19 protein-coding genes and 2 pseudogenes are annotated in these 23,286 nt (G+C 73.0%); 10 read left to right on the top strand and 11 right to left on the bottom strand.

Annotated features, from left to right (window positions below):
- Positions 1-3 precede the first annotated feature (3 nt).
- The 5 genes from BLW57_RS36115 to BLW57_RS36095 all read right to left on the bottom strand — a co-directional run bounded on the left by BLW57_RS36115 (position 4) and on the right by BLW57_RS36095 (position 7,123).
- On the bottom strand, positions 4-1,005 hold the full coding sequence (locus BLW57_RS36115; protein WP_093479903.1) for a GDP-mannose 4,6-dehydratase: 1,002 nt from the start codon (positions 1,003-1,005) through the stop codon (positions 4-6).
- Between the two features lie 36 nt (positions 1,006-1,041).
- Positions 1,042-2,436 carry a hypothetical protein gene (locus tag BLW57_RS36110; protein WP_093479902.1) on the bottom strand — a complete coding sequence of 465 codons (1,395 nt, stop codon included), beginning with the start codon at positions 2,434-2,436 and terminating at the stop codon, positions 1,042-1,044.
- Positions 2,433-3,941, bottom strand: coding sequence for a GT4 family glycosyltransferase PelF (gene pelF / locus BLW57_RS36105; RefSeq protein ID WP_093479901.1), 1,509 nt, complete (start codon positions 3,939-3,941; stop codon positions 2,433-2,435). The genes BLW57_RS36110 and pelF overlap by 4 nt, the downstream gene beginning before the upstream one ends.
- A gap of 161 nt (positions 3,942-4,102) precedes the next feature.
- Positions 4,103-4,582, bottom strand: coding sequence for a hypothetical protein (locus BLW57_RS36100; protein ID WP_093479900.1), 480 nt, complete (start codon positions 4,580-4,582; stop codon positions 4,103-4,105).
- Positions 4,583-5,473: 891 nt separating this feature from the next.
- Positions 5,474-7,123, bottom strand: coding sequence for an adenosine deaminase family protein (locus BLW57_RS36095; RefSeq protein ID WP_176985856.1), 1,650 nt, complete (start codon positions 7,121-7,123; stop codon positions 5,474-5,476).
- 375 nt (positions 7,124-7,498) lie between these two features.
- Between BLW57_RS36095 and BLW57_RS36090 the strand changes: the two genes are divergently transcribed.
- Together BLW57_RS36090 and BLW57_RS36085 are read left to right on the top strand one after the other, a co-directional pair.
- On the top strand, positions 7,499-7,750 hold the full coding sequence (locus tag BLW57_RS36090) for a DUF5133 domain-containing protein (protein ID WP_093479898.1): 252 nt from the start codon (positions 7,499-7,501) through the stop codon (positions 7,748-7,750).
- Positions 7,751-7,996: 246 nt separating this feature from the next.
- The gene (locus tag BLW57_RS36085) at positions 7,997-8,914 is read left to right on the top strand and encodes an SGNH/GDSL hydrolase family protein (RefSeq protein WP_093479897.1); all 918 of its coding nucleotides are present in this window, start codon (positions 7,997-7,999) and stop codon (positions 8,912-8,914) included.
- Positions 8,915-8,962: 48 nt separating this feature from the next.
- Here the strand turns inward: BLW57_RS36085 and pgm are convergent, their stop codons facing one another.
- From pgm to BLW57_RS36070, 3 genes are all read right to left on the bottom strand, one after another.
- Positions 8,963-10,603, bottom strand: coding sequence for a phosphoglucomutase (alpha-D-glucose-1,6-bisphosphate-dependent) (pgm, locus tag BLW57_RS36080; protein ID WP_093479896.1), 1,641 nt, complete (start codon positions 10,601-10,603; stop codon positions 8,963-8,965).
- 164 nt (positions 10,604-10,767) lie between these two features.
- Positions 10,768-11,604: a chitosanase gene (locus BLW57_RS36075; RefSeq protein WP_093479895.1), complete on the bottom strand. Its 837-nt coding sequence runs from the start codon at positions 11,602-11,604 to the stop codon at positions 10,768-10,770.
- Between the two features lie 145 nt (positions 11,605-11,749).
- Positions 11,750-13,321, bottom strand: a complete 1,572-nt coding sequence (locus BLW57_RS36070; protein ID WP_093479894.1) for an MFS transporter — start codon at positions 13,319-13,321, stop codon at positions 11,750-11,752.
- Between the two features lie 152 nt (positions 13,322-13,473).
- Between BLW57_RS36070 and mgrA the strand changes: the two genes are divergently transcribed.
- From mgrA to sph, 6 genes and pseudogenes are all read left to right on the top strand, one after another.
- Positions 13,474-14,517 (top strand): L-glyceraldehyde 3-phosphate reductase, encoded by a 1,044-nt coding sequence (gene mgrA, locus BLW57_RS36065; RefSeq protein WP_093479893.1) that lies wholly within the window; start codon positions 13,474-13,476, stop codon positions 14,515-14,517.
- Positions 14,518-14,696: 179 nt separating this feature from the next.
- Positions 14,697-14,879, top strand: a complete 183-nt coding sequence (locus BLW57_RS36060; protein WP_093479892.1) for a hypothetical protein — start codon at positions 14,697-14,699, stop codon at positions 14,877-14,879.
- Between the two features lie 118 nt (positions 14,880-14,997).
- A complete protein-coding gene (locus BLW57_RS36055) occupies positions 14,998-15,483 on the top strand; it encodes a cation:proton antiporter regulatory subunit (RefSeq protein ID WP_093479891.1) in 486 nt (161 codons plus the stop codon).
- 5 nt (positions 15,484-15,488) lie between these two features.
- A pseudogene (locus BLW57_RS36050) lies at positions 15,489-16,732 on the top strand (cation:proton antiporter).
- A gap of 33 nt (positions 16,733-16,765) precedes the next feature.
- On the top strand, positions 16,766-17,386 hold the full coding sequence (locus BLW57_RS36045; RefSeq protein ID WP_093479890.1) for a DedA family protein: 621 nt from the start codon (positions 16,766-16,768) through the stop codon (positions 17,384-17,386).
- Positions 17,387-17,982: 596 nt separating this feature from the next.
- Positions 17,983-18,966 (top strand): sphingomyelin phosphodiesterase, encoded by a 984-nt coding sequence (sph, locus tag BLW57_RS36040; RefSeq protein WP_093479889.1) that lies wholly within the window; start codon positions 17,983-17,985, stop codon positions 18,964-18,966.
- Here sph and BLW57_RS41635 read toward each other — a convergent pair.
- A pseudogene (locus BLW57_RS41635) lies at positions 18,963-19,556 on the bottom strand (MFS transporter); the annotation flags it as partial. The gene sph and the pseudogene BLW57_RS41635 sit on opposite strands and share 4 nt — an antisense overlap.
- Before the next feature lie 27 nt (positions 19,557-19,583).
- Complete coding sequence (locus tag BLW57_RS41630; protein WP_256339673.1) at positions 19,584-19,838, bottom strand: MarR family transcriptional regulator; 255 nt, start codon at positions 19,836-19,838, stop codon at positions 19,584-19,586.
- Positions 19,839-19,983: 145 nt separating this feature from the next.
- Between BLW57_RS41630 and BLW57_RS36025 the strand changes: the two genes are divergently transcribed.
- Both BLW57_RS36025 and BLW57_RS36020 read left to right on the top strand, forming a co-directional pair.
- Positions 19,984-20,157 (top strand): CsbD family protein, encoded by a 174-nt coding sequence (locus BLW57_RS36025; protein ID WP_093479887.1) that lies wholly within the window; start codon positions 19,984-19,986, stop codon positions 20,155-20,157.
- Positions 20,158-20,454: 297 nt separating this feature from the next.
- On the top strand, positions 20,455-20,904 hold the full coding sequence (locus BLW57_RS36020; protein ID WP_093479886.1) for an ATP-binding protein: 450 nt from the start codon (positions 20,455-20,457) through the stop codon (positions 20,902-20,904).
- A gap of 13 nt (positions 20,905-20,917) precedes the next feature.
- Here the strand turns inward: BLW57_RS36020 and BLW57_RS36015 are convergent, their stop codons facing one another.
- The gene (locus BLW57_RS36015) at positions 20,918-23,284 is read right to left on the bottom strand and encodes a SpoIIE family protein phosphatase (protein ID WP_093481070.1); all 2,367 of its coding nucleotides are present in this window, start codon (positions 23,282-23,284) and stop codon (positions 20,918-20,920) included.
- Positions 23,285-23,286: the final 2 nt, after the last annotated feature.

The raw sequence follows: 23,286 nt of genomic DNA, 5'->3' as shown, positions 1-23,286 counted from the left end.
GGGTCAGATGTTGTAGATGCCGGTCTTGTAGCGGGCCAGGTTGGCCGGGTCGCGGAAGAACTCCACGGTGTGCGCGAGGCCCTGCTCCAGGGTGTGCGCGGGCTGCCAGCCGGTGGCCGCGGACAGCCGGGTGGCGTCGGCGACCAGCCGCATCACCTCGGAGGCGGCGGGCCGGATGCGCTCGGGGTCCTCGCGGACGTCGAGGGCGGTGTCCATCACCTTGCCGATCAGCGCGACCAGGTCGCCGACCGAGATCTCGCCGCCCGTACCGGCGTTGAAGGTGCGGCCGACGACCTGCTCGCCGGGCGCGGTGCCGACGGCCAGAAAGGCCCGCGCGGTGTCCTTGACGAGGGTGAAGTCGCGGGTGGGCCTCAGATCGCCCAGAGTGAGGGTGCGCTCCCCCGCCGCGACCTGGCCGATGACGGTCGGGATGACCGCCCGCATGGACTGGCGGGGGCCGTAGGTGTTGAACGGGCGCAGGGTGACCACGGGGGTGCCGAAACTTGCGTGGTAGCTGTCGGCCAGCCGGTCCCCGCCGGCCTTCGAAGCGGCGTACGGGGACTGGGTGTTGATGGGGTGGTCCTCGGTGATCGGCACGGTCAGCGCGGTGCCGTAGGTCTCGCTGGTCGAGGTGTGCACGAGCCGGGGGGTGCCGAGGGCGCGCACGGCTTCCAGCACGTTGAGGGTGCCGGTGACGTTGGTCTCCACATAGCTGTGCGGGGCCTGGTAGGAGTACGGGATCGCGATCAGGGCGGCCAGGTGGTACGCGATGTCGGCGCCTTCGAGGAGCCCGCGGACCGAGCCGGGATCACGGACGTCGCCGAGGACGATCTCCACCTGTTCGAGGACGTCCGGGGCCAGGGACTCCAACCAGCCGTAGGAGGAGAAGGAGTTGTACTGGGCCATGGCTCTGACCCGGTGTCCGGAGGCCACGAGGGCCTCGGTGAGGTGGGAGCCGATGAAGCCGTCGGCTCCGGTGACGGCGGCGAGCGGTGCGGAGGTCAACTGACAGGTCCTCACAGTTGGTGTTTTGACGGGGCATCAGGCGTGACGGGCGGGGCGGCCGAGCAGCCGCAGCGCGCACGCCACGAGACAGAGGGCGGCGGCGCAGCAGCACAGCGGCAGTGCGGCGGCCGGGCCCGGGGGCAGGTGCAGCAGCGTGACCGCGCCGGCGGCGCCCGCGGCGGCCAGACAGATCGCGGCCGGTGGCCAGGCGGTCCCGAACGCCTGGAGCAGGAGCGCGGTCCACAGGGTGGCCGCGAGCGGGAGCAGGCCGGCCGGGGTGGCGCCGGTGAGGTGGGCGGCGGGCAGCAGCGGGACGAGGTACGCCAGCAGGCACAGGCCGAGGACGGCCGCCGAGCGCAGCAGGAATCCGGCGGGCGTGGCGGTCGCGCGGAGGGCCGCGACGGACAGACCCCGGTAGCGGTACAGCAGCCATTCCGCCGGTCCCATGCTGACGGTCAGCGCGATCACCGCGTACGGCTCCCGGTGTCCCTCCAGCAGCACGAGCAGACCCGCGGCCAGCCCGAACAGCCCGTACGGCAGGGACCGCAGCAGCGGTGGCCGCCCGCCCTCCGCGGCCGGAGTGGTGAGGGGACCGCGCAGCGCGTGGCCGGTGACGGCGAGCGTGGCGCCCAGCGCCAGCAGGGTCAGCCCGGCGCGCGGCAGGGTGCCGGGTTCCCACCAGGGCAGTACGGCGGCGCCCGCGACGAGCGGGGTGAGCGCGGCGAGCAGCAGCCGCTCCCGGGCCAGCACGAGCAGGACGCCGGCCGCCGCCAGGTACAGCGACTGCGCCGCCGCGGCGAGGACCACCGGAGGGCCGCCCGCGAACGGGACGGCGGTGGCCGTGGCGAGTCCCGCTCCGAGGGGCGCGCCGGTCAGCAGGGTGCGGGCGGCCTCCCTGGGTCCGGTCGTCATCCGCAGGTGGGCGCGGTGGCCGAGTCCCTGCCCCCACGCCCAGGAGACGAGACCGGCGGCGACGAGCGCGGTGGCGTGCCGTCCGGGGTGCCACAGGGGTGCGGTCAGCAGGTAGGCCAGTCCGGGCAGGGCGAACAGGACGCCGCGCAGCAGGCAGCGGACGTGGTCCGGGCGCCAGGGGTCGCCCGCTCGCGCCGGTTCCGGGAAGGTGCGGGGCACCCGCTCGTGGAGGGCGGTGGCGAGGGAGAAGAGGCCGGGGTGGCCGTAGTGCTCCCGTATCCGGTCGGCGGTCAGGCCTTCGGCCTCCAGCAGGGCCGCGACCTCGTAGGGGTGGACGGCGGGGCCGACGCGGTCGGCGAGTTCGGCGGCCAGCCGGCTCACCTCCTCCTCGTCGGGGCCCTGGCCGGGCAGGCGCAGGGCCGGGGTGCGGTCGTCGCGGAGCGCGGGCGGCTCGGCGAGCCGCAGCGCGAGGGTGTCCTGTTCGGGGCCGCCGGGTTCGAGGGCCATGGGTCCGCTCATCCGGCCAGGCTCCCCGCCGCGATCCGGAGGTCCCGCTCCTGGCCGGTGGCCGTGAACGGCTCGGTGTGCGTGGCCAGTTCGAAGTAGATCGAGCGGAAGGTGTCGATGGTCCGCCGCAGGGTGAACTGCTCGATCACCCGCAGCCGGGCCGCCTCCCCCATCGCCCTGCGCCGTTCGCCGGCGCGCAGCAGCTCCAGCGCCGCCGCGGCCATGCGCGCGGGGTCGCGGGGCGGCACCACGAGGCCCGTGTCGCCGACGGCCTCCCGTACGCCGCCCACGTCGGTGGAGACCGTCGCCCTGCCGCAGGACATGGCCTCGATCAGGGTGAACGGGAAGCCCTCGCTGATGCTGGAGAGCATCACGACGTTCCCCGCCGCGTAGGCGTCCTTGATGTCGTCGACCCGCCCCTCGAAGGTGACGGCGTCCGCGTGGCCCAGTTCGGCCGCCAGCGCCTCGCAGCGCTCCCGGTACGCCTCCCCGCCGCGCGGGGTGCCGCCGAACAGCCGCAGCCGGGCCTCGGGGATCTCGGCGCGGACCAGACCGAAGGCGCGTACGAGGGTCTCCAGGTCCTTGATCGGGTCGACCCGGCCGGCCCAGCTGAGCGTGGGCACGTCGGGTTCGGGGCCGGCCGCCGGGAACGCCGCGGGGTCCACGCCGTTGTAGACGGTGCGGATCGCCTGCGGGTCGGCGCCGCCCTGTTCCTCCCAGAGCCGGTTGTAGCGGTTGCCGGGGGTGATCAGGGCGGCCCGGCGGTAGCTCTCCTCGGCCAGCAGCCGGAAGAAGCCGAGCAGGGCCGCCTTGACCGGCCAGCGGTAGGGGGCGGTGCGGTAGCCGAGGTAGCGCTCGCGCAGGTAGACGCCGTGCTCGGTGAGCAGCAGCGGAACCTCGTACCGGTCCAGTCCGGCGAGGCCGGGCAGGACCGCGACACCGCCGCTGACCGCGTGGGCCACCCCGTGACGGGGCGGCGGTGCGGCCAGTGGGCGCAGTGCGTGTTCGAGCAGGGCGGTGGTGGTGACCGCGTCGTGCAGGGTGGGCCGGGCCTCGCGGACCGCCAGTCCCGGGCGGTTCCACACGGCGGCGAGGATGGCGACGGCCCGGTCGCCGCGCAGGAACGGGCTGAGCGTGCCGTCGGCCGCGGCCCGGGCCAGGGCGTACAGCGCGGGCGCGAACTCGTCCTCGGTGTGCGGATCGAGAAGGGCGGTCAGGAAGCGTTCGTAGGCGGCGGCGAGCCGGTTGCGGGAGCGTCCGCGGGGCGGGCGGCCGTCCGGTGGCGCTCCCCACATGGGGACGGTGAGCACGTCGTGGACGTGGGCGGGCAGGTCCCAGACGACGGGTTCGCGCCCGGTGCCGGTGACGGCGATGACGTCGAAGTCGAGGTCGGGCATGCCCTGGACGAGTTGGTCGCACCAGACGCTGACGCCGCCGTGACTGTGCGGATAGGTGCCTTCGGTGAGCAGGGTGACGTGCGCGGCGCCGTGGCGGCGCGCGCCGGGATGAACATGCATGGCTGTTGTGCTCCACGGCCGAGGTGTGGGGTGGTCGTGTGGGCGCCGGCAGCGATCGGGCGGCCGGGATCCGGGCCTGTGCGTCCCGTGTCGGGAGCGACCGGGCGGGCCCTGGGATCGGTGCGCTGATCAGTTGTCGGGCGCGTACGGGACCTGTACGGTCACGCCCTTCGGACCTTCGGTGCGGGTGCCGGGACGGTGGCCGCCTCGGGTGTGGCCGTGGCGGCGGGCGGCAGGAGGCGGGTGGGCCCGCTGCCGCGGAAGGCGGTCCGGCCGGGCGGTTCGCCCGGGTGGGCGCGGCCGGGGACGGTCGCGACCGGGTTGCCGCCGGGCAGGACGGCGGTGCGGCGTGTCGCCTTGGTCCGGCCGTCGGCGGTGTCCGTGCGGAGGACGACGTCGGGCGTGGGGCGGTCGGAGTGTGCGAGGCCGGACCGGGTGGGGCGGGCCGTGGCGTACGGCGTGCCGGTGGCGCCGGGTCCGCCTGCCGTGGTCTCGGTGGCCGGGCCGCCGTCGCTCACGTCCGGAACGACGAGGCCGGCTCGCGGCGCGCCGGTGTCGGCCTGCGCCGGACCGGCCTGGCGGCCGAGCGCGGCGTCGAGCACGCCCACCGTCGGCACGGTGGTGCGTAAGGTCCGCTGCATGCGGTGAAGTCCCCTCCCCGGGCAGGGGTGAGCGCGCTCCCGTGGAGCGGACGCACCCCTTGCGCGACGCCGGCGTTCCCCCTCAGAAGCCGGTCGTCGACGCATCCGTCGCGTCACATAGTGATGGCTCTGTGTAGCTTTTGTGGGCGTCGGACGAAAGCTGACGGAAAAGTGCAGCTGTCCTGAGGCGTCCCGAAGCGACCCGTAGAGCCTGATTTCCCTCGCCCCGCGAGACGGCCGTGAGGGACGGCGGACGACGAACCGCTGGTCCGGCCGTCGAACGGGGGCCGAGAGGGCAACGCCGGTCCTTCGGGCGGGACTTAGGTGATCGACTGCCGGGAACGGTTGCCGCGGGGAGGGCGATTTTCAGCCACCGAATTACGGAATCAAGCCTTCCGCCGGACGCGGGGCGCGCGCGTCCCGGGCACGTCGTTCCGACGGGCGACTCGGCGGGGCGGTGGCGGTTCGGGTGGCGAAGGGCGGCGGGAGCCGGGCGGGAGGGAAGCGCCCGCGCCGGGCCGTGCGAGCGCCCCGCCGGGACGGCCCCGTCACCCTCCGAACGCGCGTTCCACCTCGGCGTCTTCGGGATCGCGCGGGGGTGTCGCCCGCAGCCGGACGGCGGGGCCGGATGCCGCGTCGGCCCCGCACCGGGCCTCCCGGAGCACGGTGCGGGCACGGCTCCGCGACGGCCCGCGAGCGCGGCGGTACCGGTGCCGGCGAAGCGGGACCGCGTCGACGGAACGGGGGCTACCGGTTGTGCCCTTGGTTGGTTCTTGGCCACAGGCCCGCGGTCGGCCGAAAGCCCCTCGACGGCCTGCACCCGCCTCCTCGGACATGACGGTGGGCCGGGGCGGGCCGCTGTCGGCCCGCCCCGGCCCACCGGCCGCGAGCTCAGTGCGCCTTGCGGGTGTGCGCCTGCTCGAAGGCGGCGAAGGCGGCCTCCTGACGCCATTCGAGCCGGGCCTTGGGGCTGTCCACGAGGAGGTGCCGGCAGGCCGCTCCGCGCACGGGCAGGCCCGGGCGTTCCCCGCGGCAGGCCGCCACCGGCCGGTAGCCGTCGGCGGTGGGGTTGCCCCGCCACAGGTCGGCGCCGGGCAGGAAGCCGTACTCCAGCGAGGCTCGGGCCAGGTCCTTCAGCTCGGGATAGCCGAGCCCGTAGGTACCGGCGGCGTACTGGTACTCGTGGGCGATGTCGATACGGGACACACCGGGGTCGTCGGTGGCGATGACGACCGGGACGCCGTAGCGGCGGTAGGTGGTGAAGGGGTGGTCGGCGCCCTTGACGCCGAGGATCTGGGCGTTGCTGGAGAAGGGCACCTCGACGGCGATCCGGCGGGTGGCCATGGTGCGCGCGGTCTGCTGCCAGTCGTCCTCGTGGACGAGGTCCACGCCGTGTCCGACGCGGTCGGTGCGGGCGACCCGCACGGCCTCCCGGATGTGGAACTCGAGATCTTCGGGTTTGACCAGCCCCGGCCACAACTCGCCGGCGTGCAGGCTGACATGGGCCCTCGGGTACTGGGTGCGCAGGTAGCCGACCATGCGCATCTGCAGGCTGTAGTCGCGCAGGGAGCTGTCCCAGTCCTCGGGCTGGACGAGGTTGACCGCGACGAAGCGCGGGTCGGCCTCGGCCAGCCGCATGCCCAGGGCGAGCTGTGTGAAGACGCGTTCCGGCGAACTGCCGCGCGACGCCTGGGAGATCCAACGGACGACGAGACCGCAGGCGGGCCGGGCCTGCGGGGTGCCGCAGTGCTCGGCGGCGCGGAACTCGGCGTCGCCGTCGTCGGCCTCCTTGCGGGCGTCGGCGACGAGCCTGTCCAGCCTGCCGCCCGCGAGCAGCTTGCGGTGCAGGGCGGCGAGGTCGTCGTCCCAGCCGACCTCGGCGGCGAGGTTCCTCGCTCCGTCGGAGGCGGGGGTGACCATCGTCTCGAGGTAGAACTGGTTGTCGCGGACGACGGTGTCGGCGACGTTCGCGAGGAGCTTGCCCCGGTGCCGCCAGGTGACCTCGCCGAACTTGCCGAAGGTGTCGAAGAAGTGGTCGTGGCCGCTCTGGCCGGGCGGGAAGTCCTCCATGGACCAGGCGCGGACGAGGGCGTCGTGGAAGGCGCGGTCCGTACGCGCGTCGGCGGCGGGGCGGGTGCCGGTGCCGCAGGGTGGGGCGACGGCGGTCAGGGTGGCGGTGTCGACGCACAGCCCGTCCTCGGCGGCCAGTTCGATCAGGTACTCCGTGGACACCGCGCCGGACAGGTGGTTGTGCAGGTCCCCGCCCTTGGGCAGCTGCCGGAAGAAGTCGCGCAGGGCCGCGGGCCGGTCGTGCACGGACCGGAGGTAGGCGTCGGTGCGCGCCTCCGCGACCGTGACCGGCCGGGGCGCGAGCGCGGGGGGACGGGCGTCCGGGCGCGCCGGTTGTGCGGCGGCGGGCAGTGCGGACACCAGCGAAAGGACACTGAGGGTGCCGAGCGCGGCGGGAACGACCCGGCGGCGCACGGCCCTTCGACGTTGCAGAGTCACAGGGGCATGATCGGGGACGGAGCACGGCCGCATCGTTTCTCCTGGTGGGCGTCGGCCGGAGAGCACCCGACCGGGTGACCTGCGGCTCGGGCGGACAGAGGTACCGCCGCCCTCCGCAGCCCCGCCGGGCCGGCACCGCGCCGCCCCGGCGCGTACACGTACGCCCGGGAGCCGCGCACCGGCGGGCCCGCCCCGCTTCAGACCTCCCCGCCGCCCGGGGCAGGTCGACTGCGGCGGTCCGGTCGAGCCCGGCGGCGTCCAGGACGAGCAGCAGGGAGGCGTCCTGCCGAGGTCGGAGAGGACCGTGGGATCCGGGATGCATGCGGGACGCGGCGGCGGGTATTCGCGCTGCGACTTCGCACCACGGCGAGGCATGGCAAGACGGCAAGACACCAGGAGGCGGCGCCCATGCTGATGGCACACCCCGCGGTACTCGAGGACCTCATCGCCCAGTACGAGGCCCTGTCACTGCTCGGGGCGGAGGAGAGCACACCGCAGGCACGGCAGCGGCTCGCCGACATCTCCTACTCGCTGTGCGTCGCCACCGGCACCAAGGACGTGGACATGGCCGTCATCGCGGCCCGCCACCGCCTGTCCGGGGCCCGCCCGGAGGACGACTCCCTGGTCCAGTCGGCCGACGCGGCGGAACCCGCGGCCTGAGCGCACCGAGAGCGGCACACCGGTCGGCACCTGGACCGCCGGTGTGCCACCCCGCGCCGCACGGGTCGCCGCCTCCCGCCCGGCGACGAACCCTCCGCCACCCTCTCGCCGCCACCCCCTCGAAGTCGTTGCGTCCCGCTTCTGGTCGGCAAGACCTACCGGACGGTATACAGACCCAGTCGAACGCGCGGGGGCCGCACTCCGGTGCCGCCCGTGTGCGATGTACCGGGCTCAGGGGGAGGATCCATGGCGAACGACACACGTCCGGCGGGCGGGGCGAGAAGCCGGCGGCGGGCCACCGTACTGGGAGCGGCCCTGGGCGGCTGCGCCCTGGTCGCGACCGCCGCGGTGCCGGCCGCCGCGCACCCCGCCGGCCACGGCCGGCAGACCGGCTACGTCGCCCTCGGCGACTCCTACACCTCGGGGCCCGGCATTCCGCGGCAGGTGGACGCCGACTGCGCGCGCTCCGACCACAACTACCCCTCCCTCGTGGCGGCACAGCGGCGGGTGACCAGCTTCACGGACGTCAGCTGCGGCGGGGCCACGACGGCGGAGATGTGGCAGGCACAGGGCACCAACGGGCCCCAACTCGACGCGCTGCGACGGGACACGGACCTGGTCACCCTCCAGATCGGCGGCAACGACGTCGGCTTCGGCTCCATCATCGGCACCTGCGCGCGCCTCGGCGTCCAGGACCCGGCGGGCAACCCGTGCGAGCGCTCCTACAACGCGGCGGGCTACGACCAGTTGGCCCTCGCGATCCTGCGGACCGCGCCGAAGGTGGACCGGGTGCTGCGGGCCGTGCACGCGCGGGCGCCGCACGCACGGGTGGTCGTCGTCGGCTACCCGGACCTGCTCCCCGACGACGGCGGCGGCTGCTTCCCGCAGGTGCCCTTCGCGCAGAAGGACTTCCCCTATCTGCGGGACACCGAGAAGCGGCTGAACCTGATGCTGCGCGTGGTGGCCGGCGTGAACCGCGCCGAGTACGTCGACACCTACCGCCCCACGGCCGGCCACGACATGTGCAAGGCGCCCGCCGACCGCTGGATCGAGCCGCTGCAGCCCGCCTCCCCCGCCGCTCCGGCCCACCCCAACGCCAAGGGCGAGGCGGCGATGGCGACGGCGGTGCTGGACCGGCTCGACGGGGGCCGCGGGCGCGGCTAATCCGGGCGGCTTCCGTACCCTCGGGACGGAGGCCGCCGTACGGTTCGCTCAGCCGCCGAGCGCCCCCAGCACCACCGCCTGGGCCTCCTCCTGCACCCGGGCGAGGTGCTCGGGGCCGAGGAAGGACTCGGCGTACACCTTGTAGACGTCCTCGGTGCCCGAGGGGCGGGCCGCGAACCAGGCGTTCTCGGTGCCGACCTTGATGCCGCCGATGGCGGCCCCGTTGCCGGGCGCCTCGGTGAGGACGGAGGTGACGGCCTCGCCGGCCAGCGTGTCCGCGGTGACCTGGGCCGGTGACAACTTGCCCAGCAGGGCCTTCTGTTCACGGGTCGCGGGGGCGTCGATGCGGGCGTAGGCGGGCTCGCCGAAACGGGTGGTCAGTTCGGCGTAGTGCTCGGACGGGGTGCGGTCGGTCACCGCCGTGATCTCGGAGGCGAGCAGGGCCAGGATGATGCCGTCCTTGTCGGTGGTCCACACCGAGCCGTCCCGGCGGAGGAAGGACGCGCCGGCCGACTCCTCGCCGCCGAAGCCCAGGGCGCCGCTGACGAGTCCGTCCACGAACCACTTGAACCCGACCGGTACTTCCACCAGTTGGCGGCCGAGGTCGGCGGCGACCCGGTCGATCATCGTCGAGGAGACGAGCGTCTTGCCGATGCCCGCCTCGGCGGGCCACCGCTCGCGGTGCCGGTAGAGGTAGGAGATGGCGACGGCGAGGTAGTGGTTGGGGTTCATCAGGCCCGCGTCCGGCGTGACGATGCCGTGCCGGTCGGCGTCGGCGTCGTTGCCGGTGGCGATGCGGAAGCGGTCGCGCTGCTCGATGAGGGAGGCCATCGCGTACGGCGACGAGCAGTCCATGCGGATCTGGCCGTCCCAGTCCAGCGTCATGAACCGCCAGGTCGGGTCGGTGTGCGGATTGACCACCGTGAGGTCGATGCGGTGCTGTTCGGCGATCCGCCCCCAGTAGGCGACGGAGGCGCCGCCGAGCGGGTCGGCGCCGATGCGGACGCCGGCCGCGCGGATCGCGTCGAGGTCGAGCACGCTCGGCAGGTCGCCGACGTACGCGCCGAGGAAGTCGTACCGGCCGGTCGTGTCGGCGGCGAGCGCGCGGGTGTACGGCAGACGGTGTACGTCCTTCAGGCCGCCCGCGATGATCTGGTTGGCGCGGTCCTGGATCCAGGAGGTGGCGTCGGAGGCCGCCGGGCCGCCGCTCGGCGGGTTGTACTTGAAACCGCCGTCGGCCGGCGGGTTGTGCGAGGGGGTGACGACCACCCCGTCCGCCAGGCCCGAGGTGCGGCCCCGGTTGTACGTGAGGATCGCGTGCGAGACGGCCGGGGTGGGCGTGTAGCCGTCCTCGCTGTCGACGAGGACGGTGACGCCGTTGGCGGCGAACACCTCCAGCGCGGTGACCTTCGCGGGCTCCGACAGGGCGTGGCTGTCGGCGCCCAGGAAGAGGGGGCCGTCGGTGCCCTGGTCCGCGCGGTACTCGCAGATGGCCTGGCTGGTGGCGGCGATGTGGTCCTCGTTGAACGCGGTCGCCAGGGACGAACCCCGGTGCCCCGAGGTACCGAACGCCACCCGCTGGGCCGGGTCGGCCGGGTCCGGGTGCAGGGCGTAGTACGCGGTGACCAGCCGGGCCACGTCGACAAGGTCCTCGGGACCGGCCGGCCGGCCGGCTCGCTCGTGCGGCATGAGTTTCGTTCCTCCGCATCGGTGGGCTCGTTCGCTCACCACCCATCTTTCCCCGTCAGGGGCGCACCGTGCGAGTGCGCCCCTCCGGCCGGTACGGCTCGTCGGGGAGGCGTGCGCGACGACGCTGTGCCTTCGTCGCCCCGCACGTCTCCCGGCGCCCGGGATCAGCCGATGTGATAGCTGTCGCCGTACACCTTCCAGTCGAGGGGGGTGTTCAGGTCGAGGTTGCCCTTGCGCAGGAAGACCCGCTGCTCGGTGTCGACGCGGCTGGTGTCGCTGTGCGCCTCCTCCTGCTTCATCGCCCACACCCGGGCGTCGAGGAAGGCGTTCAGGTACGTCGTCTCGTCGCCGCCCTGGGCCGGGGGCTCGGCGCTGCGCAGGGCGCGCTTGCGTATGTTGCGGAAGCTGGTCGGGTCGTCGCCGTCACCGTGCATGACGATGGCGTCGTAGTAGATGAACTGCCCCAGGGCGCGCAGCGAGTCGGCCTTGCCCTGGGCGACGGCGGGGTCGAAGTAGACACGGTCGCGTTCGTCGTTCTGGGCCCGCTGGAACGCCCCGTCCTGGGCCGCCTTGCGCCAGTCCCCCGGGTAGGCGGGGTCCAGGCCGGAGTGCGAGTCGCTGCCGTTGACGCGGCGCAGGGCGGGCAGGTACTTGGCGAGGACGTTGCCCGGCTTGCGGTCGGTGTAGAGCCGCACCAGGTCCAGCATGTCACCGGTGCCGGAGCAGAAGCCGATGATGCCGGCGGTGTAGCCGCGGCCGTCGCCGATGTCCTCGATGTACTTATACTGGGCCTTCCAGTCGAGCGAGGAGTTCTCCGCGCTCGACACGAGCTTCATGGCGGTCTCCTTCTTCGCCGGGTCGTCGAGGCCCGGGGCGGCCAGCGGCGCCGCGACGGCGCTCCGGCCGGCGAACAGGGCGCCGGAGGCGACGGCGCCGAGCACGGCGACGAAGGTCCGGCGGGCGAGGGCGGGGTTGGCTGTTTCGCGGTCTGCGTGCACCACAGGGACTCCAAGTGGGAGTGGGGGGTGGGGAGTTGGTCCGAACCGCACTGGTAGGAAAGTTTCCTATCAAATGCAGCGCGGACCGGTAACCCGGCACGCGTGAAGTTCGTAGGATCGAACAGCTCCCCAGGGGCCGCCCCGCGGCTCAGCCGTGTCGCGCCTCCTCCCGCTCCTGCACGAAGGCGTACAACTCCTTGGAGGCGGTGATCAGTTCGCGCCGCTCCTCCCGCGAGCCGACCATCGGCTGCGAGCCCTTCAGCGGGACCTGGGCGCTCTCGGGGAGGAACTTGACGGTCAGCAGGCCGACGACGCCCGCCAGCATCAGGTAGTAGGCCGGCATCAGGTCGTCGCCCGTGGCGCCGACCAGCGCGGCGGTGACCAGGGGGGTGGTGCCGCCGAACGCGGCGACGGCGATGTTGAAGCCGATGCCCATGGCCGCGTAACGGACCGCGGTCGGGAAGAGGGCGGGCAGGGTGGCCGCGCTGGGTGCCGCGAAGCAGGCCAGCAGGGTGGACAGGATGAGCACCCCGAGGATCGGCGGCCAGGTGCCCTGCGCCTTGATCAGCAGGAAGGCCGGCACGGCCAGCACGATCATCGCCGCGGCGGCGACGGCGTACAGCGGCCGCCGGCCGACGCGGTCGCTGAGCCGGCCGAGGAAGGTGATCAGGACGACGATCCACACCATGCCGACGAGCACCAGGAGGTCCGCGGAGCCGCTGGAGCGGTGCAGGGTCTCGGTCTGGTACGTCGGAAGGTAGCCCGTGACCATGTAGTTGGTGACGTTGTAGAGCAGGACCAGGCCCATGCAGATCAGCAGCGGCCGCCAGTGGTTCCTGATGATGTCCTTGAACTCGCTGCCCGCCGACTCCTGCGCGAGGGACTTCTCGTGCTCGTCCAGCTGCTGCTGGAAGGCCGGGGACTCCTCCAGCTTGAGCCGCATGTAGAGACCGATCACACCGAGCGGCCCGGCGATCAGGAAGGGGACGCGCCAGCCCCAGGAAAGCATCTGGCCGTCCGTCAGCGTCAGGTTCAGCACGGTGACCAGGGCCGAGCCGAGGGCGTAGCCGACAAAAGTGCCGAAGTCGAGCCAGCTGGACAGGAAGCCCCGCCTGCGGTCCGGCGAGTACTCGGCGACGAACGTGGTCGCGCCGCCGTACTCGCCGCCCGTCGAGAACCCCTGGACCATCCGGGCCAGCAGGAGCAGCACGGGCGCGGCGATGCCGATCGTGGAGTAGCCGGGGATGACGCCGATGGCGAAGGTGCCCACCGCCATCATGATCATGGTGGTGGCGAGCACCTTCTGCCGGCCGATCCGGTCGCCCAGCGGCCCGAAGACCAGCCCGCCGAGGGGCCGTACGACGAAGGCGGCGGCGAAGGTCGCGAAGGAGGAGATGACCTGGGCGGCCGGCGAGGCGCCCGGGAAGAACACCTTGCCGATCGTGGCGGCCAGGTAGCTGTAGACGCCGAAGTCGAACCACTCCATGCAGTTGCCGAGCGCGGAGGCGCCCACGGCCCGCCGGAGCAGCGGGGGCTCGACGACCTGCACGTCGTCCTTGCGGAAGGCCCCCTTGTTGCGGCGGAGCCTGCGGGTCAGTTCCTCCCGCACCTGGCGCGGCAACCGCGCGACCGCACCCGACGCCCGCGGCCTGTCGCCCGTCCGCCGTTCACCGTCGGCCGTCGCACCGTTCACGAGCGCCTCCCGCGTCTCTCGCGCCATTGATCACCGCCTGCCCGGGCGGCCGATTAAGAAACGGAACCACTCAATCCCATCCGGGACGGCGGTTGGACTTGCGCGGGCGGCAGGGAGCAGGGTGGACGGATCCTCCGCACACGGAGGAATCCCCTACGGCACCACCCGGAGAAGACCCGATGACGTACGTCGCGGACCCCGCTCGCTACGACGGCACCATGCGCTACCGGCGCACCGGCCGCTCGGGACTGGACCTGCCGGTCCTGTCGCTGGGCTACTGGCACAACTTCGGCGACGACCGCCCGTTCGAGACGCAGCGCGAGATCGCCCTGCGCGCCTTCGACCTCGGGATCACCCACCACGACCTGGCCAACAACTACGGCCCCCCGTACGGCTCGGCCGAGGTCAACTTCGGGCGGCTCATGAAGCAGGACCTGGCGCCCCACCGGGACGAACTGGTGGTCTCCACCAAGGCCGGCTGGGACATGTGGCCCGGCCCCTACGGACAGGGCGGCGGTTCCCGCAAGTACGTGCTGGCCTCGCTGGACCAGTCGCTGCGCCGGATGGGCGTGGACTACGTGGACATCTTCTACTCCCACCGGCTGGACGCGAGCACGCCGCTGGAGGAGACCATGGGCGCGCTCGACACCGCCGTCCGCCAGGGCAAGGCCCTCTACGTCGGCATCTCGTCCTACGACGCCGAGCGCACCCGGCAGGCGGCGGCGATCCTGCGGGACCTCGGCACCCCCCTGCTGATCCACCAGCCGTCGTACAGCATGCTCAACCGCTGGATCGAGACCGACGGCCTGCTGGACGCGGCGCAGGAGGAGGGCTTCGGGGTGATCGGCTTCACCGCGCTGGCCCAGGGGCTGCTGACCGGCCGCTACCTCGAGGGCCTGCCCGAGGACTCGCGGGCCGCGCAGGGGAAGTCCTTCGACCCGGCCTGGCTCACGGACGACATGCGGCGGCGACTGCGCGCCCTGAACGACATCGCGGCCCGGCGCGGGCAGACCCTCGCCCAGCTGGCGCTGGCCTGGGCGCTGCGCGACGAGCGGGTGACCTCCCTGGTCATCGGCGCCTCGCGCACCGAGCAGCTGGAGCAGAACGTGGCCGCGCTGGAGAACCTCGACTTCAGCACCGAGGAACTCGCCGAGATCGACAAGTACGCCACCGAGGGCGGCGTGGACCTGTGGCGGGAGGCCCGGCTCGGCACTCTCGGATGATCGGCACTCGGTGCTGGATCAGGCTTGTCCCACCGGCACCGAGTGACACCGGGGTCTAGACATAAAGGAAAAGTAGGACATAATGGAGGCAGCTCGGACAGCGTTGTCAGCGCGCCCCCGCCCCTCTTCCCCGTCTTCCCCTGGCGTTCGTCCCGCGACTTCGAGGAGCCGCTCACCGCATGGCGTACGGAGCCCACCGCAGTCCCCTCTTGCCTCCCCGTCCCGACCTGACCCTCGCCCGCGAATGCGAGCAGTGCCTCGGGTGGGGCACCGTCGTCACCCGCGACGGGGACCACGAACTGTGCCGCACCTGCCAGCCCGGCGCCCTGGACGACGAGAGCTGTTCGGCGCCCGGACTCTGACACCTCCCTGCCCGACCGTGCCCGACCCGGGACCTCCACACCCGCGTTCACCCGCGCCAGGTCAGGGTTTCGGTAATGGTTTCACCAAGAAACCGTCAAGACGGGCAGGGGGGCAGCCATGGGCGCCGCGCGCACGAGCAGTACGCCGTTGCCGGGAATCGGGGTCCGGTACGACCTCACCACACGGGAGGACCGCCGTGTGTCCGTGGTGGCCCACCGCGACGGATCGCGAACACTGAGCGCCTACCGCCGCGACGATCCCGGCGCCTGCGCGCTCTCCGTGCGCCTCACCGGCGGTGAGGCGGAGGCACTGGTGGACGCGCTGAAGCCCACGCACCACAGCCCCACCCTGCTCTCCACGACGGAACTGGGTCTGGTCGCCGAGCGGATCGAACTGTCCTCGGCGTCCTACTGGAACGGCCGCCTGCTCGGCGACACCCGAATGCGCACCGAGACCGGCGTGTCGATCGTGGCCGTGCTGCGCCGCGCCGAAGCCATACCCTCCCCCGGCCCCGGTTTCCGGCTGGCCGGCGGCGACACGCTCATCGTGATCGGCACCCGCGAGGGCACCGACGCCGCCGCCGCGATCCTCGGCCGGGAGTGATCCGGATGCATTCCTCCGCGGTCTTCCTGATCGAGTTCGGCGCCATCATCCTCGGCCTCGGCCTGCTGGGCCGGCTCGCCGCACGCCTGCGCTTCTCGCCGATCCCGCTCTACCTGCTGGCCGGCCTGGCCTTCGGCGAGGGCGGGCTGCTGCCGCTCGGCACCAGTGAGGAGTTCGTGGCGATCGGCGCCGAGATCGGCGTGATCCTGCTGCTGCTCATGCTGGGCCTGGAGTACACGGCCAGCGATCTGGTCTCCCACCTCCGCACCCAGTACCCGGCCGGACTCGTCGACGCCGCCCTCAACGCCCTGCCCGGTGCCGCCATGGCCCTGATGCCGTCGTCCTGGCCGGCATCACCTGGATCTCCTCCCCCGGTGTCATCGGCAAGGTCCTCGGCGAACTCGGCCGGATCGGCAACCGGGAGACACCCGTGATCCTCAGCATCCTGGTGCTGGAGGACCTGTCGATGGCCGTCTACCTGCCGGTCGTCACCGCGCTCCTGGCCGGGACCGGCTTCGCCGCCGGCAGCGTCACGCTGGCCATCGCCCTCGGCGTGGCCGGCCTGGTGCTGCTGCTGGCGGTGCGCTTCGGCCGCCACATCTCCCGCTTCGTCTCCACCGACGACCCGGAGAAGCTGCTGCTGGTGGTGCTCGGCCTGACCCTGGTGGTCGCCGGTGTGGCGCAGCAGTTGCAGGTGTCGGCGGCCGTGGGCGCCTTCCTCGTGGGCATCGCCCTGTCCGGGGAGGTCGCCGAGGGCGCCCACCACCTTCTCGCCCCCCTCAGGGACCTGTTCGCGGCCGTCTTCTTCGTCTTCTTCGGGCTGCACACCGACCCGGCGAGCATCCCGCCGGTGCTGCTGCCCGCGCTCGCGCTGGCCGCGGTCAACACCCTCACGAAGATCGCCACGGGCTACTGGGCGGCCCGCCGTGCCGGTGTATCGGCCAAGGGCCGGTGGCGGGCGGGCGGCACCCTGGTCGCACGCGGCGAGTTCTCCGTCGTCATCGCCGGACTCGCCGTCACCGCCGGCATCGACTCCGATCTCGGCCCGCTGGCCACCGCGTACGTCCTGATCCTGGTCGTCCTCGGCCCGTTGACCGCCCGCTGGACCGAGCCGCTGGCCCGGCGGCTGACCGGCCGGCTCACCGGCCGGCGGACCGTGCCCGGGGCCCTAGGAGCCGGCGGCGGCGAAGCTCCGGCCCACGACCCGGCCCCAGCGGTGCGCGACCAGGACCCGGCCGGCCGGCCCTGACCCGGCGCCGACCGCCCGCCGTACCGTGGAGGCATGTCGACTCCGCTCCCCGGACCGCTGGCCCATCTGGCGCCGCTGCTCGGTCACTACGGCTACTGGGCCGTCGGGGCCGTGGTCCTCGTGGAGGATTTCGGGGTGCCCGCGCCCGGCGAGACGATCCTCCTCGCGGCGGGGGTCTACGCGGGCGCCGGGCGGCTCAGCATCGTGGCCGTGGCCGCCATCGCCTTCACCGCGGCCGTCGTCGGGGACAACATCGGGTACCTGATCGGCCGGTCCGGCGGGCGGGCCTTCGTGCACCGCTGGGGCCGTTACGTCTTCCTGACGCCCAAGCGGTTCGCGGCCGCCGAGGCGTTCTTCGGCCGGCACGGCGGCAAGATCGTGACGGTGGCCCGGTTCATCGAGGGCCTGCGCCAGGCCAACGGCATCATCGCGGGCACCACGGGTATGCGCTGGCGCCGTTTCCTCGCCTTCAACGCCCTCGGCGCCGCCCTGTGGGTCGGTCTGTGGGCCACCTTGGCCTACCTGGTGGGCGACCACATCACCGCCGTCTACGACGAGATCCGGCGCTACCAGCTCCACGTGGTCGCCGCCCTCGCCGCACTGCTCGCCGGCCTCGTCCTACGGCACCTCGTACGACGGCGGCGCGAACCCTGACCGGCCCGGCGTCCGCCGCTCGACCGCCCGCCGCACCGAGTGCGTGCACACGCTCCAGGGCGTCCTTCACCACGGTCCGCCGGTACCAGGACCGCCAGGCGGCCGGGTCCCGGGCCAGGCCGTGGACGGCATCCTGCCGGCCGGCGGACAGCCAGGCGCCCGGTCGCGCCCGGTGAACGGAGCGCACACCGGTGCACTCGCCGCGGTTCGTCATCATGGCGGCCACCGGATCAGTGAGCGGCCACGGTCGGCCGGCCGCTTCCCGACCGTTTCTGCTCCCACCTTGTTCCCCGGTGCCTCCCCATGGGGGGCAGCCGCCCCCGGCCGGTACGCCCACCGCGTGACCGCAGGCGTGTCGTAGTCGTGCACACCCGCTCGGCGGGCGCACACTGGTGGACAGGCTGGCCGCTTCTGGCCGTCGGTCCGGGGCTCCTCCGGTTCGGACATGTGCTGGGGGAGCTTCGAGATGTCGGACTCCCTGATTCCTCGGCTGTGTGCCATTCGGTGCGTGCCTGGGTGTACCTGTGGGTAATCGCAGATGGTTTGATGTGCGGCGCCACTCAGCTCTTCATCGACTCCATCGACAGGGAGATCCAGTGACGCCCTTCGCACCGCGCCGCGCCCTCACCGCGGCCGTGCTCGTCCTCGCCCTGCCCGCGGCGGCGCTCGCCGGCACGGCCACGGCGGAGGCCGCCGAACCCGCTCCGGCCGTGCGGGTTCTGACGTACAACACCTTCCTCATGAGCAAGAACCTGTACCCGAACTGGGGTCAGGACCACCGCGCCGCGGAGATACCGAAGGCGTCCTTCTTCCAGGGCAACGACGTGGTCGTCCTCCAGGAGGCCTTCGACAACTCCTCGTCGGACGCGCTGAAGAGCGCCGCCGCGGCCCAGTACCCGTACCAGACCCCGGTGGTGGGGCGCGGCCGCACCGGGTGGGACGCCACCGGCGGGGCGTACTCGTCGGCCACGCCCGAGGACGGCGGGGTCACCGTGCTGAGCAAGTGGCCGATCCTGCACAAGGAGCAGTACGTCTACAAGGACGCCTGCGGCGCGGACTGGTGGTCCAACAAGGGCTTCGCCTATGTGGTGTTGAACGTCGGCGGCAGCAAGGTGCATGTCATCGGGACGCACGCGCAGTCGACGGACTCCGGATGCGGCGCGGGCGAGGCGGCACTGGACCGCAGCCGGCAGTTCAAGGCGATCGACACGTTCCTGGACGCGAAGAACATTCCCGCGGACGAGGAGGTCCTGGTCGCGGGCGACCTCAACGTGGACTCGCGCAGCGCCGAGTACGCCTCGATGCTCGCCGACGCGGACCTGGTCGGGGCCGACGCCCGGACCGGGCATCCGTACTCCTTCGACACGCAGGAGAACTCCATCGCCCACGACCGCTACCCGGACGATCCGCGCGAGGACCTGGACTACGTCCTCAGCCGGGCCGGCCATGCCCGGCCGGCCGGCTGGCGCAACGAGGTCGTGCAGGAGCGGTCGGCGCCCTGGACGGTGAGCAGCTGGGGTACGTCGTACACGTACACCAACCTCTCGGACCACTACCCACTGCGGGCGTACGCCGGCTAGGGAGTGGTGCGTGCGGACCGGTCCTCGGCGGAGCGGTCCGGCCCGCCGCGCCGGGTGTCGTCGTCGGCGCGCTCGTGGCCGCCCCGCAGGGCGGAGGCGAGCGCGGCGACGAGGGCCATCGCCGCGGCGACACCGAACACGATGCTCAGCCCGTGGTGGAAGGGGCCGGAGACCAGTTCCGGGAAGAAGCGGTGACCGGTCAGGCCGACGCGCTGGGCCGCGGTCAGCCGGTCGAGCGTGCCGCCGGTGCCCAGAAGGTGGCCGATGGGGTTGTCGCCGAGGAACGTCGCGAACAGGGTGCCGACCGGCGGCAGTGAGGCCGCCTCGTGGGCGGCGCCGGCGGGCACGCCGTGTGCCCGGAGCCCGCTGCTCAGCGTCGATGGGAGGGTGGCGGCCAGCCCGGAGACCATGAGGGAGAAGAAGACACCGATGGACAGGGCCGTGCCCGAGTTCTGGAAGGTGGACCGCATCCCGGAGGCCACGCCCCGGTAGCGGGCCGGGACGCTGCCCATGATCGAGGAGGTGTTGGGCGAGGAGAACATGCCCTGGCCGAGGCCGCTGAGCAGCAGCAGCGCGGCGAAGGCGCCGTGCGGCGCTGCTCCAGCACCGCCCGTCCCTCACTCGGTGAGGGAGACGATGGCCCGGCGCCCGTCGGCGGCGTCGGGGGCACGGCTCACCAGCCCGCGCTGTTCGAGTCCGGCAAGAGTGCCGGCCATCGCCTGCGGCCGGACGCGTTCCAGGTCGGCGAGCGAGCCGGGTGAGTCGGGGCCGGTACGCGCCAGCCGGGCCAACACCGAAGCGCCCGAGAGGGGCCGGCGGACGCTCCGGCCCATGGCCAGCCGCAGCTCACCCGCGAGTGCAGTGGTATCCACGTTTGATCACACTAGGTTTATCAGTTTGGACTGTTCAACCAAGCCTGGGTAATGGACGCGGGAGGCGATTGCTGGTTTGGCCGGCGGCGCAGCGGCAAGTCGAAAGGCGAACGGACACCCCGAGGATGTTGGGATGTGAAACCCGATGGCTGGCAACCAGAAGGCCAAGGGCAAGGCGGAGCAGGCCAAGGGCAAGACCAAGGAGGCCGTGGGCCGCGCGGTCGGCAACGAGCGCATGGAGGCCGAAGGCCGCATGGAAGGCGCTCGCGGAGACGCCCGCCAGGCCAAGGAGAAGACGAAGGACGTCTTCAAGCACTGATTCGGGCCGTACACGCATGGGAAACGGGTCCGGGAAATCCGCTCGCGCGGCGTTTCCCGGACCCGTTTCGTCGTGTGTGCTCGCGCACGGTCGAGCATGCCTCGCCGTACGTGTCCGCGGCTCTCCCTACCCCCGTCGGCCGAGCGCCGACTCCCATCAGGAGGTCGTGTGCAACCGGAGGATTACTCGCGGACGTCCCCTTGATCGACGGTCCAGCGGGTAGCCGAAGCTGGGACGGCACGGCCCCCGTCTTCACCAGGAAGGGACCCTGACCCCACAGGAAAAGGGCAAGGACGTATGGACATCCGGCTCAGGACGTACGCGACGACGCAGGACCGCCCCGCACCGCTGCGCTACAGCCACACCTGGGACAGCGGCGTATTCAGCATCGGCGACGCCAGAGACGCCGTCGCGGACCTGCTCGGACGGGCGCGGCCGGCACCGGACCGGCGCTCGGTGCAGGATGCCCAGCTCGTCGTCAGCGAACTCGTCACCAACGCGGCGAAGCATGCCCCGGGCCCCTGTGCCCTGCGTCTCGAACTGCTCCCCGGTGCCACCGCGCTGCGCGTCTCCGTGACGGACACGTCCAGCGAGCCGCTCCGGCAGCGCCCACCGGATCCCCGGCGCGTCGGCGGCCATGGACTGAACCTGGTGTCGATGCTCGCCACAGCCCTGGAAGTGACCCGGCTGGCCCGCGGCAAGCGGGTCACCGCGACGGTACCGCTGACGGGGGCGGCGGACCTCTGAGGCCGCCGGCGCCTCAGACCACCCTTATGCCCACGATGCAGGTGTCGTCGTCGGTGTCCGACCTGCTGTAGGTGAGCAGCCGGTCCAGTTGCTGGTCCAGCACCTTGGGGGCCGAACGGGCCGTCTCCAGCAGATGGGAGAGGGACTCCTCCACCGAACGGTCCCGGCGCTCGATCAGGCCGTCGGTGTACATCAGCAGGGTGTCCCCGGCCGCCAGCTGCACCTCGGTCTCCTCGTAGACCGCCTCCGGCAGGGCGCCCAGCAGCAGGCCCTTGAGCGTGGGCAGGGTGCTGGCCTCCGATTCGCGCACCAGGACCGGCGGCAGATGGCCCGCCCGTGCCCAGCGCAGGGTCCGCCGCTCTCCGTCGTACAGACCGCACACGGCGGTCGCGGTGACCGCCCCCGTCAGATGGTGGGCGACGATGTTCAGCCACGACAGCAGCTGCGCGGGCCCCGCTCCGGTCACCGCGAGGCCGCGCAGGGCGTTGCGCAGGACCACCATGCTGGTGGCCGCCTCGATCCCGTGTCCCGCGACGTCGCCGACGCACAGCAGGATCAGCCCGGAGGGCAGTACGACGGTGTCGTACCAGTCGCCGCCGACCAGTTGCTCGGTCTCGGCGGGCCGGTAGCGCACCGCGACCTGGAGGTCGGGCACCTGGAGGGGGGTCTGCTCGGGCGGCATGATGGCGTGCTGCAGCTGGAGCGCCAGCCGGTTGCGTTCGTCGGCCTGCTGCTCGGTGTGGGCCAGCTGGTCGCGGGTGGCCGCGAGGGCGACCTCGGTCCAGTGCTGGGCGGAGATGTCCTGGTAGGCGCCGCGCACGACGAACAGCCGGCCGTCGGTGTCGAGCACCGGTTCGGCGACCACCCGCATGTGCCGGGTCACGCCGTCCGGGCGCAGCAGCCGGAACGCGGCCGACGCGGGCCTGCCGTGGTGCAGCACGGTGCGCAGGAAGCGGCGGATGGGGACGGCGTCGTCCGGATGGGCGTGCGCGGGCAGCTCCTCCAGCGCGACCGGGGGGCTGGTGGGGGGCCGGCCGTAGAGGCCGAACAGCTGGCCGTTCCAGGTGATCTCACCGGTGAGCAGGTTCTCCTCGAAACCGCCGATGCGGCCGAGCCGCTGGGCGTTCTGGAGCAGGCTGGCCAGGCGTGCCGCCTCGTCCTCGATCCGCCAGATGAGCAGCACGCTGGAGCCGTGGCGGCTGACGCTGATGTCGGCGACGGCCGACAGCGGCACCTCGTCGACCAGGGCGGTGAGCCGCATGCGGCGGGCGCGGAACGGCTCGCCCGTGGCGTAGACCCGCTCGACCCGCTGGAAGAGTTCGCTGGCGCCGGCGGCCATCGGATAGGCCTCCAGCAGCAGTGCGCCGTTGACGACGGCCCGGGGCCGGCCCGCCGGGTCGAGGAAGCGTTCGTTGACGTGCTGGATGCGGAAGTCGACGAGCTGCCCGGAGTCGTCGAGGTAGGGGACCAGCACCAGGGCGGGGTCGTGGAGACCGTCCGCCAGGTCCATCAGTTCCACCACGTCGGGCAGCAGCCGGAGTTCGGGCCCGGCGCCGGGCGGCACCGCGAAGCTCTCCAGCGTGTGGGCGCACAGCTCGGCGAGGGCCTCGACCTGCCGGACCACCGGTCGCGGCAGCGGCTCCTCCGGCCCCGGCCAGGCGATCTCCAGCACACCGTGGATCCGGCCGCCCGCGCCGGCGGGTACGGCGATCCGGGCGCCGTCGGCGTACTCGCGGCGGCCGACGGTGGGCAGCCCCGAGGTGGCCAGCGAGGACAGCCACTGCCCGTCCGGCTCGGTCAGGCCGCGCCGGGCCACGGTGGCCACGTCGGGCGGCACGTACCGCCAGCGAGCCGCCTCGCCCGGTGGGAAACCGGCGCTGCCCGCGAGGGTCAGCGAGCCGTCCGAGCCGGCCGCCCAGATCGCCACCGCCTCCGCGCCGAGCGGCCGCAGGGCGTGTTCCAGCAGCGAGTCGGCCATCGCCTGGGCGTCCGTCGCGGCGAGGACACCGCTCTCGGCGGCGCGCAGCCGGACGGCGGCCGATTCCTCGACGTCCACGGCCGGTTCCGCGGCGAGGGACAGGAACGCCTCGGTCACCTCCGAGACGCGGTCCCGGGCGGCCTGGTTGATGACCTCCACCGCGAATTCGAGCGGGGTCACCTGGGACTGCTCGGTGAGTTCGGCGAGCTGGCGGGCGGCCTGGGCGGGGCCGCAGCCGAGGCGTTCGACGAGGATGCCCTTGGCCAGCTCGATCAGCGCCCGGCCCTCGGCCTCCGCCTGCGCCGTCCGCACCTCGCGGCGCAGCCGCTCGACGGTGGCGGCGAGCCTGCCGACCGGCGAGCCGGTCGGGGCGTCGGCCAGGAGGGCGTCGAGCGAGGGCATCT

It is taken from the genome of Streptomyces sp. 1222.5, assembly GCF_900105245.1.
Lineage (GTDB): Bacteria > Actinomycetota > Actinomycetes > Streptomycetales > Streptomycetaceae > Streptomyces > Streptomyces albidocamelliae.
Note: the sequence above shows the minus strand (reverse complement) of the source record. Positions and strands in the feature narration are given on the sequence as shown.